This window comes from Luteimonas sp. A478 (genome assembly GCF_054052025.1).
Window position 1 is genome coordinate 45,830 of the sequence record NZ_JBSVRF010000001.1, and the last position, 15,955, is coordinate 61,784.

A 15,955-nucleotide genomic window follows, 5' to 3' on the forward strand; every position below is an offset into this window, starting at 1 on the left:
CATCTGTGATCGGGCCGGTGATTATACGCTGCGGTCCCGATTGGCCCCGGCGTGGGGCGCTCCGGGGCGCCCTCGCGGCGGTAGACTTGCTGGCTGTGCCCATTCGAGACCGCCGCATGCGCCTTGCACCGATCGCTTTCCTTGCCGCCCTGTCACTGGCCTCCGGTTCCGCCTCCGCTGGCGAAGGCATGTGGGTTCCGCAACAGCTTCCCGAGATCGCCGGGCCGTTGCAGCAGGCCGGGCTGCGCCTGGCACCCGAGCAGCTGGCCGACCTGACCGCCGACCCGATGGGTGCGGTGGTTTCCCTTGGCGGCTGTACGGCGAGCTTTGTTTCCCCGGGCGGGCTGGTGGCCACCAACCACCACTGTGCCTACGGCGCGATCCAGCTCAACTCGACGCCCGAGAACAATTTGATGGATGCCGGCTTCTATGCGCCGGCACCGGAGGAGGAACTCAGCGCCGGGCCCAATGCGCGGATCTTCGTGCTCGACTCAATCCGTGACGTCACCGGCCAGGTGCACGGCGCCATCAATGCCGCCCCGGATGACATCGGCCGCGCACGCGCGCTGGAGTTCATTGAAAAGCGCCTGATCGCCGACTGTGAACACGAGGACGGATACCGCTGCCGCCTGTACGCCTTCCACGGCGGCAACGAATATCGCCTGTTCCGCAACGTGGAAATCCGTGACGTGCGCCTGGTGTACGCGCCGCCTGGCGGGATCGGCAATTTTGGTGGCGAGGTCGACAACTGGATGTGGCCGCGCCATACCGGTGATTTCGCCTTCTACCGCGCCTACGTCGGCCCGGATGGCAAGCCGGCCGATCATGCCGAAGACAATGTTCCCTACGAGCCGCAGCACTGGCTGCGCTTCTCCGACCGGCCGCTGCGCGACGGCGATTTCGTGATGGCCGCCGGCTATCCGGGCAGCACCAACCGCTATGCGCTGGTGGCCGAGTTCGAGCAGACCGAACAGTGGACCTATCCGATCATCAGCCGCCACTACAAGGCGCTGATCGACCTGGTGGAGGCGGAGGGGCGTGACAACCCGGAGATCGGGGTCCGCTATGCCGCCACCATGGGGGGCTGGCGCAACACCTCCAAGAACTACGATGGCCAGCTCGAAGGCTTTGCCCGCGTGGATGCGGCGGCGCGCAAGCGTGCCGAGGAAGCCGCGGTGCTGGAATGGCTGCAGGCCCATGGGCCGGCGGGTGAGCCGGCGCTTGCCGCTTACTCCGAACTGGTGGAACTGGCCGGGGAAGCCGGCACCACCCGCGAGCGTGACCTGATCCTGGGGCAGTTGCACCGCATGGGCACGGTGGGCCTGGCGATGCGCCTGTACCGCAATTCCATTGAACGCACCCGCCCTGACGGCGACCGCGAGCCGGGCTACCAGCAGCGCGACCAGCCGCAGATCGAAGGTGCAGTGGCGCAGATGGACCGGCGCTATCACCCTGATATGGACCGGATCCTGCAGCGCTACTGGCTGCAGCAATATGCGGCGCTGCCGGAGGACCAGCGGGTCGCGGTGGTGGACGAATGGCTGGGCGGCACCGACGAGGCGGCGATTGACGCGGCACTGGACCGCCTGGCTGCCACAGGTCTTGGCGATCCGGCCCAGCGCATGACCTGGTTCCATTCCGATCGCAGCGCGTTCGAGCGCAGCGACGATCCGGTGATCAGTTACGCGGTGGCGGTGACCGGGGTGACGATCGAGCAGGAGCTGGAGCGCAAAGCGCGGGCAGGGCGGATCCTGCAGGCACGGCCGGTCTACATGCAGGCGGTGGTGGATTACCGCCGCAGCCAGGGCGAGCACGTGTACCCGGATGCCAACTCTTCGCTGCGCATCACCTTTGGCAACGTGATGGGCTACCGCAAACTGGATGGCAGCCGCCAGCGCCCGTTTACCCGGCTGCAGGAAGTGGCGGAAAAGGCGACCGGCGAGGAGCCGTTCAACGCACCGCAGCCGCTGCTGGACGCGATTGTGGAAAAGCGCGATGGCGGCCTGGCCGACCGGCGCCTGCGTTCGGTGCCGGTGAACTTCCTTTCCAACCTGGACGTGACCGGCGGCAACTCCGGCTCGCCGGTGCTGGACGCTGACGGCCGGCTGGTGGGGCTGCTGTTTGACATGAACTGGGAGTCGGTCAGCTCCAACTGGGTGTTTGATGCCGACATGACCCGCACCATCTCGGTTGACCAGCGCTACATGCGCTGGGTGATGCAGGAAGCGTTCCCGGCACCTGAGCTGCTTGAGGAACTGGACCTGCCGCAGATGCGGCGCTGAGTGAGAAGGACGAAAACCCGATGAGGATCCTGCTTGCCCGCCACGGGGAAACCCCGTGGAATGCCGAGGGCCGCTACCAGGGCCAGGAAGACATCGCGCTGTCGCCGGTGGGCGAGGCCCAGGCGATCTCCCTGGGCCGGCGCCTGGAAGGCCTGGTGATCGATCGCGCGGTCGCTTCGCCGCTGCAGCGTGCACGACGTACGGCGGAACTGGTCCTGGGCCCCGACCGGGCTTCACTGCTGCAGCTCGACGAAGGGCTGCAGGAAATCGCCCACGGAAGCTGGGAAGGCCTGCTAGCAACCGAGATCCACGCGCAGGATCCGGAGCGGCTGCAAGCATGGCGCGATGCGCCGGACACGGTGCTGATGCCCGGGGGCGGCGAATCGCTGCAACAGGTGTTCGATCGCGCCTGGCCTGCGTTCGTGCGGGCCGCGGAGAACCTGGGTCAGGGCGAAACCCTGCTGGTGGTGGCCCACGACGCCGTCAACCGGGTGATCCTGTGCCACGTGCTGGGCATCCCGTTCTCGCGCCTGTGGACCTTCCGCCAGGCGCCCACCACCCTCAACCTGCTGGAAGGTGACAGCGTGGATGCGCTGGAAGTGGTGCGCCTGAATGACTGCGCCCATCACACCCCGCTGTTTGGCGAGGCGGTACACCGCGCGCTGTGAAACAGAATGCTGTGAAACGGAATCTCGAGCAGTGGCTGGCCTGGATTGAAGGCCAGCATCCCAGGGCCATCGACATGGGCCTGGAACGGGTGCGCGAAGTAGCCGCGCGCATGGGCCTTCCGCATCCAGCCAGGCACGTGATTACGGTGGCCGGCACCAACGGGAAAGGCTCCACGGTGGCCTTCCTGGAAGCGATTGGCAGCGAGCAGGGCTGGCGGGTGGGGGCATACACCTCGCCACACCTGTTTGCCTATAACGAGCGGGTGCGCATTGACGGGCGCGTGGCCGCTGATGCGGCGCTGGTGGAGGCCTTCGAGGCCGTGGAACTGGCCAGGACAGCCGGCACGCCGGTGTCGCTGACCTATTTCGAATTCGGCACCCTGGCTGCGCTGTGGCTGTTCGCACGCGAGGGCCTGGATCTTGTGGTCCTGGAGGTCGGTCTGGGTGGTCGCCTGGATGCCACCAACATCGTTGACCCGGACGTGGCGGTGATTACCGCGGTGGATCTGGATCACGCCGACTGGCTGGGCCATGACCGCGAGACCATCGGGCTGGAGAAGGCCGGCATCGCACGTGGCTGGAAGCCGCTGGTGCTGGGAGAGGATGACCCGCCGGCCAGCGTGCTCCGGCATGCCTACCTGATCGGCGCGGCGGCAATCCGCGCCGGCTGCGACTTCCTGTTTGGGCCGGTCGACGCCACCCACTGGCGCTGGCGCGAAGTGGGCTACGAGATCGATCTGCCGTACCCGGCGTTGCGGGCCCCGGTGCAGATGCGCAACGCCGCCAGCGCCATCGCGGCGCTGCGGGCGCTGGACGCAGAGGTATCGGACGGGGCGATCGTGCGCGGCGTGTCGGCCGCCCGGGTGCCGGGGCGGCTGCAGTCGTTCAATGTTGATGGCGTCGAGATCGTGGTTGACGTGGGCCACAACCCGCATGCAGCCGGCGGCCTGGCCGACTGGCTGCGCGCTGAGCCCGGTTCCGGCCGAGTGCACGCGGTTTATGCCGCGCTGGAAGACAAGGATGTGGCGGGTGTGGTCTCGGCCCTGGCGACGGAGGTGTCCAGCTGGCAGCTGGCCGGTCTGGCGGGCGTGCCGCGAGGACTGGAGGCGCAGGCGCTCGCGGTACGCCTGGCTGGCACCACGGCGGCCTCGGCTCCCACCCATGACAGCGTGGCTGCGGCCATCGCTGCGGCCAGGGCCATGGCCGTGCCGGGCGATCGCATCCTCGTGCTGGGTTCGTTCCACACCGCGGCTGCAGCGCTGGAACTGCTCCAGGGCGGACATTAAGAATGTCATGCGGGTACGGTGCGTATAATCAGCACGCCCCCGCCGCTAGACGACGCCGATGGATTCCGGATTGAAACAACGCCTGATCGGCGCGGCCGTGCTGGTCGCGCTGGCGGTGATTTTCCTGCCCATGCTGGTCAAGGGACCCGCGCCGGACAGCGGCGTGTCGGACCTGTCGCTGGACATGCCCGACCGCCCGCAGTCAGACATGGTGACCCGCGAGCTGCCGCTGGTTGCACCCCGTCCGCAGCCGGATGACGGTGCGCTGGGTCTCGGCGCTCGCGAGCGCGAGGGCATGAGCCCTGATGGCGCCCTGCCCACGGTGGATACCGCCCGGGAGCCGCATCCCGATGCCGCGCTGCCGGCGGACGGAGCGACATTGCCGGAGCCGGACAACGTTGCCGGGTCGGGCGAGCCCGCCGAGGCCCCCGCTGAGGAGCCGGCGCGTGAGGTCGCGCCTGAACCGGCGCTGCCAGCCGCGGTTGCGGGCGGCGACTATGCAGTGCGGTTTGGCAGCTATGGCAATAGCGTCAATGCGGAGACGGTGGTCAACCGTCTCAAGCAGGCCGATCTGCCGGCCAGCAGCGTCCGGGTGGAAGTGGCGGGGCAGACGGTGTGGCGGGTCCACATCGGTCCGTACGCTAGCCGCGCCCAGGCCGAGGCGGTGCGCGTGCGCGCCGCGACCATCGGCACCAATGATGCGCGCGTGGTCAGCCTGGATGCTGCTCCCGCCCAGCCGCGACAGCAGGCTCCTGCCAGCACCGCCGCCGCCGCGCCACCAGCGGCGGCATCCGCGCCGCCAGCTGCGCCTGCAGCGGCGCCCGACGTGGGCTTCGTGGTGCAGCTGGGAGCATTTTCCAGCGCTGCCGATGCCAACGCGCTGCGCGACCGCGTGCGCGGGCAGGGCTTCAATGCCTTCACCGAGACTGTGCAGACAGCCGATCGCGGGGTGCTGACCCGGGTCAAGGCCGGGCCGGTGGTCAGCCGCGCCGAAGCCGAGCGGCTCAAGGCGCAGATCCAGGACAAGGTGCAGGTCGAAGGCATGGTGCGTTCGCACCCCTGAGCATCCACCGTGCCGCAGGGATGCGGAGCAATCCCCCTCTCCCCAAGTCAATCTGGATACACGCGCATGTGCGGCATCATCGGCATTGTTGCGACCTCTGAAGTCGCCCCCGCCCTCTACGACGGCCTCACCGTGCTCCAGCACCGGGGGCAGGATGCCGCCGGCATCGCCACGGCGGTAGGCACCAGCCTGCGGGTGCACAAGGGCAGCGGCCTGGTCAGCGACGTGTTCGACGAGCGCAGCATGCAACTGCTGCAGGGCCAGGTGGGCATCGGCCATTGCCGCTACCCCACCGCGGGCAGCGAAGGCAGCGACGAGGCCCAGCCGTTCTACGTCAACTCGCCGTTCGGGATTGCCCTGGCCCACAACGGCAACCTGATCAATACCGAGGCGCTGCGGCGCGAGGTGTTCGAGCAGGACCGGCGCAACATCAACACCCAGTCCGATTCGGAAGTGCTGCTCAACGTGTTCGCGCACGAGCTGGATCGGGAGCGCGCGCTGGAGCCCGAATCCGCGTTCCGGGCCATTGAAAGCGTGCACCGCCGGGCCAAGGGTGGTTACGCCGCCGTGGCGGTGGTGCTGGGCCTGGGACTGGTGGCTTTCCGCGACCCCAACGGCATCCGTCCGCTGGTGCTGGGCCGCAAGGTGACCGAGGCCGGTACCGAATACGCGATTGCGTCCGAGTCGGTGGCGTTGGATATCCTCGGCTTCGAGCGGCTGCGCGATGTCGCCCCGGGCGAGGGCATCGTGGTCACCGCCGACGGCACGCTGCATCATCGCCAATGCGTCGAGCCGGGAACCCTGGCGCCGTGCATCTTCGAGTTCGTGTACTTCGCCCGCCCGGATTCGATGATCGACAATATTTCGGTGCACAAGGCGCGCATGCGCATGGGCGTGGCGCTGGGCGAGAAGATCCTGCGCGAGCGGCCCGACCACGACATCGACGTGGTGATCCCGATCCCGGATACCTCGCGTGACTCGGCGCTGGAACTGGCCCACGTGCTGGACGTGAAGTACCGCGAGGGCTTCATCAAGAACCGCTATATCGGCCGCACCTTCATCATGCCCGGCCAGGGGCAGCGGTCGAAGTCGGTCAAGCGCAAGCTCAACGCGATGCCGCTGGAGTTCCGCAACCGGGTGGTGCTGCTGGTGGACGATTCGATTGTGCGCGGCACCACCTCGCGACAGATCGTGCAGATGGCCCGCGATGCGGGCGCGCGCAAGGTGTATCTGGCCTCGGCCGCGCCGCCGGTGCGCTATCCCAACATCTACGGCATTGACATGCCAACGCCGGAAGAACTGATCGCGCACGAGCGCACCGAGGCAGAAATTGAACGCATGATCGGCTGCGACTGGCTGGTGTATCAGGACCTGGCCGATCTGGAAGCGGCGGTGGCCAGCCCCAAGTCGCCGGAGATGCGCTTTGATTCCTCGTGCTTCAGCGGCGAGTACATCACCGGCGTGGAGCCGGGCTATTTCGATGAGATCAAGCGGCTGCGATCGGACGAGGCCAAGCGCCAGCGACGCCTCGCACTGTGAGCGGCATGGATGTGACGCTGTTTGAAGCCGCGCGCGCCTGCCTGGATGCCGCCGACCTTGATGAAAAGATCCGCCTGACCCGGCACTACGCCGCGGAGTTCGCTGCCGGCCGGCTGCTGCTTCCAGACGAGGCGCCGCCGCCCGAGCCGATCCGCATGCCCGGCCGCCCGCCGCGGCCGCGGCTGGTGCACCCGCGTGATCTTCCGCGGCGTGGATTTGGCAGCGACGAAGGCAGGGCGGCCTTCATCCACGCCATTGCCCATATCGAGCTCAACGCCGTGGACCTGGCCTGGGACGCGGCCTACCGGTACCGCGGCATGCCGGGTGATTACTACGCCGACTGGGTGCGGATTGCCGACGACGAGGCCCGCCACTTCCTGATGCTGCGCGAGCGGCTGCAGGCGCTGGGCCACGACTACGGTGATTTTGATGCGCACAACGGCCTGTGGGAAATGTGCGAGAAGACCGCGCATGACGGCATGGCGCGGATGGCGCTGGTGCCGCGGGTGCTGGAGGCCCGCGGGCTGGATGTGACGCCGGGCATGATCGTGAAGCTGCGCGCGGTGGGCGATGTGGACACGGTGGCGGTGCTGGAAGTGATCCTTGATGAAGAGATCAGCCACGTGGCGGCCGGCAGCCGCTGGTTCCGCTGGCACTGCGAGCGAGCGGGCATCGTGCCGGAGCCGAAGTTCCGCGAACTGCTGGCCGAATATGCACGGGCTGTGCTGCACGGGCCGTTCAACGTCGATGCGCGGGCCGCGGCAGGCTTCAGCGAAGAGGAGCTGGCCGCCCTGCAGGAACTCTCCCGGTAGGAGCGCGCCATGCGCGCGAAGCCGCGTAAATCATGTGTGCCTGTGCGGGCGTCCCGCCGGCCTCTCAACCAGTGCTGCAGCAGAAGGGGCGCGGGATCGCGGACGTCACGCGGTTTCGCGCGCATGGCACGCTCCTACCGAAGAGCCGCTATCGGGGGAGGGTAGCCAGGTCGTAGCGGCCGTCGGCATGGGCGCGCAGCACGGAGCCCTGTTCGTACCAGTCGCCGAGCACTATGCGTCGGCATGCACAGTCGCCGATGGCCAGGTCGTGGATGGCTGGACGATGGGTGTGGCCGTGGATCAGGGTGTCGATGCCGTAGCGGCGCATGGTTTCTTCGACGGCGACCGGTGAGGCATCGGTGATCGATTCCATGGTGCCTGCCTGCTTCATCTCGCCCTGGCGCGCCTGGCTGCTCGCCCTGGCCTGCTGGGCGAAGGCCAGGCGGGCCTGCAGCGGCTGCGACAGCATGTGCGCACGCCAGTCGGGGTTGCGCACCTGGGCGCGGACCTTCTGGTACTCCACGTCATCGATGCACAGTAGGTCGCCGTGCATGAGCAGCACCGGCTTTCCGTACAGCTCGATCACTGAGGGGTCGGGCAGCAGACGCATGCCCGCGCGGGCGGCGTAGTCGCGGCCGAGCATGAAGTCGCGGTTGCCGTGCATGAAGAACACCGGCAGGCCGCTGTCCGCAAGCGCTCGGAGCTTTGCGGCAACGAAGGCGCCGGCTTCGGACGGGTCGTCATCGCCCACCCAGGATTCGAACAGGTCGCCCAGGATATAGAGGGCGTCGGCCTGGCGCGCTTCGGCATCGAGGAAGTCGCCAAACAGGCGGGTGATGTCCGGGCGTTCCGGATCCAGATGCAGGTCGGCGATGAACAGCGTGGTCATCGCGACATGATAGCGGGATGAGGGCCGGTGATTGCCTCAACCCGGAGCGTTGTGGGCCGTGGGCGCATGGCTGTGCGGCGGTGACGCCGGACGGTTGCCGGCGCCGATCGTACAGACGGGAGCGCGGACGGTGATGCGGCGGCGATACGGGCCCCGTCCTACAATGGAGAGCCTTGCCCATCATTGCCCTGCCATGACCGTCCGTACCCGCTTCGCCCCCAGTCCCACCGGCTACCTGCACATCGGAGGTGCCCGCACCGCGCTGTACTGCTGGCTGGCCGCGCGCCGCGCCGGCGGGCAGTTCGTGCTGCGGATCGAGGATACCGACCGCGAGCGCAGCACCCAGGCAGCGATCGACGCGATCATGGAGGCGATGGACTGGCTGGGCCTGGATTACGACGAAGGCCCCATCTTCCAGACCTCGCGCCTGGAGCGTTACCGCGAGATGGCCGAGCGCCTGGTGGTCGAGGGCAAGGCCTACTACGCCTACGAGACGCGGGACGAACTGGACGCGATGCGCGCGGCGGCGATGGAGAAGGGCGACAAGCCCCGCTACAGCGGTGCATGGCGCGAGCGCGGTGGTGAAACCGAGCTGCACGAGGCGCGCCGCGATGACCCGAACCGGGTGATCCGGCTGAAGAATCCGCAGGACGGCACGGTGGTGTGGGAGGACAAGGTCAAGGGCCGGATCGAAATCGCCAACAGCGAGCTCGACGACCTGGTGATCTTCCGCCCGGACGGCTATGCCACCTACAACTTCGCGGTGGTGGTGGACGACATCGACATGCGCATCACCGACGTGGTGCGCGGCGATGACCACGTCAACAACACCCCGCGGCAGATCAACATCTATGAGGCGCTGGGTGCGCCGGTACCGGCGTTCTCGCACCTGCCGATGATCCTCGACGAGCAGGGTGCCAAGCTCAGCAAGCGCACCGGTGCGGCGGACGTGATGCAGTACCGCGATGCCGGCTACCTGCCGCATGCGCTGCTCAATTACCTGGTGCGGCTGGGCTGGTCCCACGGCGACCAGGAGGTGTTCTCGATCGACGAGATGCAGCGCCTGTTCGACCTCAAGGACGTGAACGCGAAGGCCGCCCGGCTGGATCCGGCCAAACTGGGCTGGCTCAACCAGCAGTACCTGAAGAGCGACGCCCCTGAAGCGGTGGCGGCCCATCTGCAGTGGCACTTGGAGCAGGCCGGGCTGGATCTGGCTCGGGGTCCGGCGCCGGCCGACGTGGTGGTGGCCCTGTGTGACCGGGTGCAGACCCTAGCCGAAATGGCCGAGCGCGCGGCGGTCTGGTATCGCCCGCTGACGGACTATGACGACAAGGCCGTGGCCAAGCATCTCAAGCCGGAGACCGGGGCCGTTCTGGCCGATGTGCGCGGTCGTCTGGCCGCACTCGGTGACTGGAACGCCGAAGCCATCAGCGCCGAGCTCAAGCAGGTGTCCGAGGCGCAGGGCGTGGGCATGGGCAAGGTGGCCCAGCCGATGCGGGTGGCGATCACCGGCACCCAGGTCAGCCCGGATATCGGCCATACGGTGTACCTGACGGGACGTGAAGAAGCGTTGGCGCGGATCGACGCAGCGATCGCGAAGATTCCGGCAGCTTGAGACGGCGGTGGTTCGCCACCATCATCAAGTCATGGTCAACGCCTGCACCGATCCCAAACACCACGTCCACGATGCCGCCGGCTTCGTGGCGGCGGTCAAGACTGCGTGCAAGGAGCGTGGGCTGCGGCTGACGCCGATCCGCGCCTACGTGCTGGGATTGATCGCCGAGGCCGACCGCCCGCTCAAGGCCTACGACCTGCTTGACCGGGTGCGTGAAGGTGGCGGGCCGGGCGCTGCGGCGCCGCCCACCGTGTACCGGGCGCTGGATTTCCTGCTCGGCAACGGCTTCATCCACCGCCTGGCCTCGATCAACGCCTTCGTCGCCTGCCACCATCCCAGCAGCCGCCCGCACTCGGTGCCGTTCCTGATCTGCGACCAGTGCCACGAGGCGGTCGAGCTGGAGGACGAGCGCGTGGTCGAGTTGCTGGAGTCCCGCGCCCGCGCGCTGGGCTTCACCCCGCTGGCCCAGACCCTCGAGGTCCACGGCCTCTGCGCCGCCTGCGCCGAAAAAGCCCCGGCGTAGCCAAAGCCCCGGCGTAGGAGCGCGCCACGCGCGCGAAGCCGCGTGACATCTGGCTACGCGGCGTGGCTCCCGCTGCTACGTCGTGGCCGATGCCACATCGCGCGGATTGAATTCACGCGGCTTCGCGCGCATGGCGCGCTCCTACAGACAGGGGAGCGCAGCCAGTGATCAGAAAAATACGCGCACGCCGGCGTTGACGTTGCGACCCGGAAGCGGTGCCAGGTCACTGAGGAATGAAGTGTGCGGGCGTGCCTCCTCATCCAGCAGGTTGTTGCCGTCCACGAACACTTCCCAGGCCCGGCCACTGGCGGTATCCGCGTGCCAGGTCACGCCGGCGTGGACCATGGTGTAGCCGGCCGAAGGATCCTCATGCTCGGCGGTGCGGTCCTGCGAGTCATAGCGCACGGCGCCCAGGGTGGCGCGCAATCCATTGCCCGGCGAACGCCAGCGCAGCTCGGCACCGAGGCGGGCTGGTGCAATGCGCGGCAGGTTGCCGTCCAAGGCGATCTGCGCGGTGTAATCGTGGCTGTGGCTGCCATGCGGGATGGAGAACGACACCTCGCGGGTGCCGGAACCGTCCAGCCGCGCGCGGACCACGTCGCCAAACGAGCGCATGGTCCACTGTCCGCGCTCGTCGTCGATGAAGGTCCACTCCACTTCAAGCTCGCCGCCGGTGAACCGGGTATCGGCCTGGTTCCACACCCGCACGGGCGCGCCAGCATCGATCACGCCGGTATCGGCCTGGTAGATGAAATCGTCGTAGCGCACGTGGTACAGCGAGCCGCTGATGAGCAGGCCGTTGTGGTGCCAGTGCATGCCGAGTTCGGCGCGGTTGGCGGTTTCCTTGTCCAGGTCCGCGTTGCCGAACTCGTGGCTGCGGGTGGCCACGTGCAGGCCGTTGGAATACAGCTCTTCGGCCGTGGGCGCGCGCTGGGCGCGGTCCAGGCCGAAGGAGAGGTGGAGCCGGTCGGTGAGATGCCAACGCGCCGCGATCGAAGCGCTCAGGGCGTCGAAATCGCGCGAGGGGCCGGACACCAGGTCAAGCCGGTTCTGGTCGTAGCGGGCACCCAGTTCGACATCGAGCCCGTCAAAACTGCGCTCGCCGATCCAGAACACGCCTGCGTCCCGGGTGCGGGAATCGGGCACGAAGGCTTCCGCACCCAGCGCCTCGAACTTGCGCCGCGACGCCTGCAGGCCGAAGGCGCCGTTCCAGCCGGCAAGGGGGCGGTGCACCAGCTCCAGCCGCCCTTCGACTGACTCGTTGTCGAAGATCGTGCCTGCGATGTTGTCTTCGTACTCGGTGTGGGTATAGACGTTGTGGGCGATCTTGACGCGCAGGCTTTCAAAGCCGTCCAGATCGTCCAGTCCACCGCGCAGTTCGCTGCGGCGCTGGTCCATCACGATGTGCACGCCGGGGTCTTCGTGATCGTCGTGGCCGTGGCCGTGGCCGCCGTGACCGTGATCATCGTGCTCCGGGTGCACGTGGCCAGGCACGCCGTAGCGCGAGTTGAACAGGCTGTGGCCAACGCCCAGGAAGCCGCGGTCGCCCACCCAGGACATGCCCAGCGCAGCGCTGTCGGTCCTGAGGAAGCTGTCGGGCAGGCGGCCGTGTGCGGCGTCCTCCTCGTCGGGCTCGAGTTCGGCGTAGCCCGGGATGCGGTAATCGCCGGTTTCGCGATGCAGGGCGTCGAAGTGGAACACCAGGTTGCCGGAAGCCGAGGTGCCGTCCAGCCGCATCATGCCGCTGCGTTCGTCGGCCACGCTTCCTGCGCGCAGTTCGGCGCGGCCTTCCAGCGGTTCGAATGTGGCATGTTCCGGAATCCGGCCGTCGATGACGTTGACCGCGCCACCGATCGCGCCGCTGCCGTAAAGCAGGGTGGCGGGGCCCTTGAGCACCTCGATCTGGTTGGCCATGAACGGCTCGATGCTGACCGCATGGTCGACGCTCACCGTGGACACGTCTCCAGATGCGAGGCCGTCACTGAGCACCTGCACCCGGGCGCCGTCCATGCCGCGGATGATCGGGCGACCCACGCCGGGCCCGTGATAGGACGACTGGATGCCGGGCAGGCGGTTGACGGTTTCGCCCAGCGAGGAGGCCTTCATTTCGTCCAGGCGCTCGCCGGCCAATACTTCGATTGGCTGGGTCAGGTCTTCGGCCGATTTGGCCAGCGGGCTGGCGCGCACGATCACGGCGTCCAGGTCGGCAGGCTCGGAATGGCGGGGATCCTGCGCCCAGGCGGCCAGGGGGGTGGCGAGGGCGGCGACGAGCAGGGCAATGCGGGGGGCGGGGAGGCGTTTGGGTGACATTCCAAAAATGGGTATCGTGGGGGAACCTAATGTTATAATATTTCATCACTGGGCATCAGCGGCCGAAAGTCATGGGCGTCACCGACTCCAATTTGCGCAAGGCCGATCGCGTTGGGCTCGCGGCGTCGTTCCTGTGCGCCATACACTGCGCGCTGCTGCCGCTGGCACTTGCGGTACTGCCGGCGCTGGGGCTGAACGTGGGCGGCTGGATCGACTTCGACCAGGCCTTCGTGGTGTTCGCCACCGCGCTTGGGCTGACCACGATGACGATGGGCTACCGCCGCCACCGCGCCTTCCGGGCCTGGGCCCTGCTGGTGCCGGGGCTGGCGCTGGTGTGGGTGGGCTCGTTCACCTGGCTGCATGACCATGGCCCGGCCCACGTGGGAATCATGGTGACCGGGGGGCTGCTGCTGGCGGCGGCACATTTGCTGAACCTGCGGCTCACCCACGCCCGTCCAGGCTGATTGCGGGGCCGCCGCATGCTAGCATTTGCGGGTTACGCGCCGGAAACCCGGCGTGCTGGCCTCATCTGCATATTCAGGAGCACTCAATGGGCAAGGGCGATCGCAAGACCCTCAAGGGCAAGCGCTACAACTCCAGCTACGGCAACACCCGTCCGCACCGCGTCAAGCAGGCCGCAGCGGTGGCCGAATCCGCGTCCGCCGCGGGCAAGCGCGTGGTCAAGCCGACCAAGAAGGTCGTGTCGAAGAAGACCGTTGTAAAGGAATAATCGTCCCCGCGACGATCGAAAAAGCCCGCTTCGCAGCGGGCTTTTTGGTTTCCAGAGCCCCGCCAGGGTGCCATTTTCCCCGCTGACCTCTGCCCTATTGCACGGCTCCCACCGCTGGCGGAATCTGCGATGGCAACCAAAAGGGAGCAAAGACGTGAAAATCAATGGAAACCGTTTTCTCGTGATCTATTCCGGCCTGCTGACCGCGGTCCTGTGCACGGTGGTGCTGACCGGGGCCGCCTCTACGGGCAAGGCGTCGTTCCAGGAGATCGACGTGCAGCGGCTCAACCTGCGCGAGCCCGATGGAACCCTGCGCTATGTGCTGTCCAGTTCAGCGCATTTTCCCGGGGCGATCATCCGCGGCGAGGAGTATCCGCACCCGCGGCCGCAGGCAGGCATGCTGTTCTACAACGACGAGGGCAGCGAGGTCGGGGGACTGATCTTTGCCGGCGCCCGTGATGAGGAAGGCAACGTGTCGTCCGGAGGCAGCCTGACCTTCGACCGTTACGAACAGGACCAGATCGTCCAGATCATGGGTCTGGACAGTCGCGGCCGGCAGCTGGCCGGGATGCAGGTGTCGGATCGCCCGGACCGCTCGATCGTCGACGACCTGCAGGAAAGCACGCGCCTTGAAGCGATGCCGGCCGATGAGCGCAAGGAGCTGATGCGCCAGCGGCACGCGGAAAGTTACTACGGTGCCAACCGCCTGTTCGTCGGCCGCAACGGCGGTGGTGACGCGACCCTGCTGCTCAACGATGCCGATGGCAACCCGCGCATGGTCCTGAAGGTGGCGCCGGAGGGAGAGGCTTCGATCGAGTTCCTCGATGATGCCGGCGAAGTGGTCCATCGCCTGGCACCTGGCGGCTCAGCCCAGTAGGTCGGGCAACCACGGCATCGGCGCCTGCTTGCAGGCGCCGATGCATTTCGGCCACACCCTGCAGCGATCAGCGCCGGGCGGCGGCCTCGATCGCTGTCCAGGCCCGCAGCATGTTTCCGCCCAGGATCTTGCGGATGTCGTCGTCGCTGTAGCCGCGCTGCTGCAGGCCGGCAACCAGGTGCGGGAAGTCGGCGACGGTGCGCAGGTTTTCTGGCAGATCGCCACCCACGCCGTCGAAGTCCGAGCCCAGGCCGATGTGGTCGATTCCGACCAGCTTCACGCCGTGGTCGATCTGGTCCAGCACCGGATCGATGGTGATCTCCGGCACCGGGTGGGCTTCTTCCCAGGTGCGCTCGAACGCGCTGCGGTCTTCGGTGGGGTCGCCGGCGGCCCGCAGCTCGGCGTTGCGGCGCTCGAACTCGTCGGCGGCAACGAAGTAGGCCTGAATATCGGCGGCTGCCTGCCCGTCAAGGAACATGGTGCCGAACGGGATCTGGATGACCCCGCCGGTTTCAGCGATCGCCTTGGCCAGTTCGTCATCCAGGTTGCGTTCGAAGCCGGGCGTGAAGTGGCGGAAGCCGGAGTGGCTGGCGATCACCGGGGCGGTGCTGGCCTCGATCACGTCGCGGGCGGTCTCGTCGGACACGTGCGAGACGTCAACGATCATGCCCAGGCGGTTCATCTCGGCCACCACTTCGCGGCCGAACGGGCTCAGCCCGTTCCACTTGCGCTCGAGGGTGTAGGACGAATCACCAATGCGGTTGTTGCCGCTGTGGGTCAGGCCGATATAGCGCACGCCGCGGTCGAAGAAAGCCTCCACCTGGGAGACGTCGTCGCCCAGCGGCCCGGCGTTCTCCATGCCCATGGCCAGCAGCACGCGGCCACCTTCGCGCAGCGTGTCCACATCACCGGGGGAAGTGAGGATGGCGAACTTGTCCGGGTGCCGGCCGGCCAGGGCCTCCACCGCATCGATCTGGTTGTGGGCGTGCTGGCGCGCGGTGCCGGCCTCGTCACGCCCGTGGGAGGTGTAGATCGCCATGAAGCCCACGTCCAGGCCGCCGGCGCGTGCGCGCGGATAATCGAACTCGCGATCCGGGGCGTCCACGCCCAGATCGGCCCAGCGGCTGAGCAGCAGCCCGGGCGCGTCGATGTGGGTGTCAACAATGATCGCGTCCTGTGCGAGCCGGCGTGCGGCTTCGGGCGCATCCTGCGCGGCGACAGGTGAAGCGGCAATCATGATGATCGCGGCGGCAAGCAGGGAGCGGTAGGGCATATCGTTTCCTGGAAATGGGAATGGTTGACCGCTCAGGAAGATACGTCATCCCCGTAGGAGCGCGCCATGCGCGCGAAGCCGCGTGACG

The 15,955-nt window shown here is 67.6% G+C and carries 14 protein-coding genes; 11 read left to right on the forward strand and 3 right to left on the reverse strand.

The features are described 5' to 3' along the window. Positions 1-116: 116 nt before the first annotated feature. The 6 genes from ACW7G3_RS00265 to ACW7G3_RS00290 all read left to right on the forward strand — a co-directional run bounded on the left by ACW7G3_RS00265 (position 117) and on the right by ACW7G3_RS00290 (position 7,650). Positions 117-2,282: a S46 family peptidase gene (locus ACW7G3_RS00265; protein WP_456980568.1), complete on the forward strand. Its 2,166-nt coding sequence runs from the start codon at positions 117-119 to the stop codon at positions 2,280-2,282. A gap of 20 nt (positions 2,283-2,302) precedes the next feature. After that, a complete protein-coding gene (locus ACW7G3_RS00270; protein ID WP_456980569.1) occupies positions 2,303-2,950 on the forward strand; it encodes a histidine phosphatase family protein in 648 nt (215 codons plus the stop codon). A gap of 11 nt (positions 2,951-2,961) precedes the next feature. After that, entirely contained in the window at positions 2,962-4,236 is a 1,275-nt protein-coding gene (gene folC / locus ACW7G3_RS00275; protein WP_456980570.1) for a bifunctional tetrahydrofolate synthase/dihydrofolate synthase, read from the forward strand. A gap of 58 nt (positions 4,237-4,294) precedes the next feature. Next, positions 4,295-5,299: an SPOR domain-containing protein gene (locus ACW7G3_RS00280; RefSeq protein WP_456980571.1), complete on the forward strand. Its 1,005-nt coding sequence runs from the start codon at positions 4,295-4,297 to the stop codon at positions 5,297-5,299. 66 nt (positions 5,300-5,365) lie between these two features. Further along, positions 5,366-6,838: an amidophosphoribosyltransferase gene (purF, locus tag ACW7G3_RS00285; protein ID WP_456980572.1), complete on the forward strand. Its 1,473-nt coding sequence runs from the start codon at positions 5,366-5,368 to the stop codon at positions 6,836-6,838. Positions 6,839-6,843: 5 nt separating this feature from the next. Continuing rightward, the gene (locus tag ACW7G3_RS00290) at positions 6,844-7,650 is read left to right on the forward strand and encodes a ferritin-like domain-containing protein (protein ID WP_456980573.1); all 807 of its coding nucleotides are present in this window, start codon (positions 6,844-6,846) and stop codon (positions 7,648-7,650) included. Positions 7,651-7,798: 148 nt separating this feature from the next. Here the strand turns inward: ACW7G3_RS00290 and lpxH are convergent, their stop codons facing one another. Continuing rightward, the gene (lpxH, locus tag ACW7G3_RS00295; RefSeq protein WP_456980574.1) at positions 7,799-8,539 is read right to left on the reverse strand and encodes a UDP-2,3-diacylglucosamine diphosphatase; all 741 of its coding nucleotides are present in this window, start codon (positions 8,537-8,539) and stop codon (positions 7,799-7,801) included. A gap of 193 nt (positions 8,540-8,732) precedes the next feature. Between lpxH and gltX the strand changes: the two genes are divergently transcribed. Then, the gene (gltX, locus tag ACW7G3_RS00300; protein WP_456980575.1) at positions 8,733-10,154 is read left to right on the forward strand and encodes a glutamate--tRNA ligase; all 1,422 of its coding nucleotides are present in this window, start codon (positions 8,733-8,735) and stop codon (positions 10,152-10,154) included. A gap of 31 nt (positions 10,155-10,185) precedes the next feature. Further along, positions 10,186-10,677: a transcriptional repressor gene (locus ACW7G3_RS00305; RefSeq protein WP_456980576.1), complete on the forward strand. Its 492-nt coding sequence runs from the start codon at positions 10,186-10,188 to the stop codon at positions 10,675-10,677. Positions 10,678-10,845: 168 nt separating this feature from the next. On the opposite strand, the gene ACW7G3_RS00310 is transcribed toward ACW7G3_RS00305, so the two are convergent. Beyond that, entirely contained in the window at positions 10,846-12,987 is a 2,142-nt protein-coding gene (locus ACW7G3_RS00310) for a TonB-dependent receptor (protein WP_456980577.1), read from the reverse strand. Between the two features lie 71 nt (positions 12,988-13,058). On the opposite strand from ACW7G3_RS00310, the gene ACW7G3_RS00315 reads away from it, so the two are divergent. The 3 genes from ACW7G3_RS00315 to ACW7G3_RS00325 all read left to right on the forward strand — a co-directional run bounded on the left by ACW7G3_RS00315 (position 13,059) and on the right by ACW7G3_RS00325 (position 14,594). Beyond that, complete coding sequence (locus tag ACW7G3_RS00315; protein ID WP_456976496.1) at positions 13,059-13,451, forward strand: MerC domain-containing protein; 393 nt, start codon at positions 13,059-13,061, stop codon at positions 13,449-13,451. 86 nt (positions 13,452-13,537) lie between these two features. Further along, positions 13,538-13,717 carry a 30S ribosomal protein THX gene (locus ACW7G3_RS00320; RefSeq protein ID WP_456976498.1) on the forward strand — a complete coding sequence of 60 codons (180 nt, stop codon included), beginning with the start codon at positions 13,538-13,540 and terminating at the stop codon, positions 13,715-13,717. 154 nt (positions 13,718-13,871) lie between these two features. Then, positions 13,872-14,594 carry a hypothetical protein gene (locus ACW7G3_RS00325; protein ID WP_456980578.1) on the forward strand — a complete coding sequence of 241 codons (723 nt, stop codon included), beginning with the start codon at positions 13,872-13,874 and terminating at the stop codon, positions 14,592-14,594. Between the two features lie 67 nt (positions 14,595-14,661). Here the strand turns inward: ACW7G3_RS00325 and ACW7G3_RS00330 are convergent, their stop codons facing one another. After that, positions 14,662-15,867: a dipeptidase gene (locus ACW7G3_RS00330; protein ID WP_456980579.1), complete on the reverse strand. Its 1,206-nt coding sequence runs from the start codon at positions 15,865-15,867 to the stop codon at positions 14,662-14,664. Positions 15,868-15,955: the final 88 nt, after the last annotated feature.

Coding starts and splice junctions, on each gene's coding strand:
- ACW7G3_RS00265 (WP_456980568.1), top strand. CDS start 117: ATGCGCCTTGCACCGATCGCTTTCCTTGCCGCCCTGTCACTGGCCTCC.
- ACW7G3_RS00270 (WP_456980569.1), top strand. CDS start 2,303: ATGAGGATCCTGCTTGCCCGCCACGGGGAAACCCCGTGGAATGCCGAG.
- ACW7G3_RS00280 (WP_456980571.1), top strand. CDS start 4,295: ATGGATTCCGGATTGAAACAACGCCTGATCGGCGCGGCCGTGCTGGTC.
- purF (WP_456980572.1), top strand. CDS start 5,366: ATGTGCGGCATCATCGGCATTGTTGCGACCTCTGAAGTCGCCCCCGCC.
- ACW7G3_RS00290 (WP_456980573.1), top strand. CDS start 6,844: ATGGATGTGACGCTGTTTGAAGCCGCGCGCGCCTGCCTGGATGCCGCC.
- lpxH (WP_456980574.1), bottom strand. CDS start 8,539: ATGACCACGCTGTTCATCGCCGACCTGCATCTGGATCCGGAACGCCCG.
- gltX (WP_456980575.1), top strand. CDS start 8,733: ATGACCGTCCGTACCCGCTTCGCCCCCAGTCCCACCGGCTACCTGCAC.
- ACW7G3_RS00305 (WP_456980576.1), top strand. CDS start 10,186: ATGGTCAACGCCTGCACCGATCCCAAACACCACGTCCACGATGCCGCC.
- ACW7G3_RS00310 (WP_456980577.1), bottom strand. CDS start 12,987: ATGTCACCCAAACGCCTCCCCGCCCCCCGCATTGCCCTGCTCGTCGCC.
- ACW7G3_RS00315 (WP_456976496.1), top strand. CDS start 13,059: ATGGGCGTCACCGACTCCAATTTGCGCAAGGCCGATCGCGTTGGGCTC.
- ACW7G3_RS00320 (WP_456976498.1), top strand. CDS start 13,538: ATGGGCAAGGGCGATCGCAAGACCCTCAAGGGCAAGCGCTACAACTCC.
- ACW7G3_RS00330 (WP_456980579.1), bottom strand. CDS start 15,867: ATGCCCTACCGCTCCCTGCTTGCCGCCGCGATCATCATGATTGCCGCT.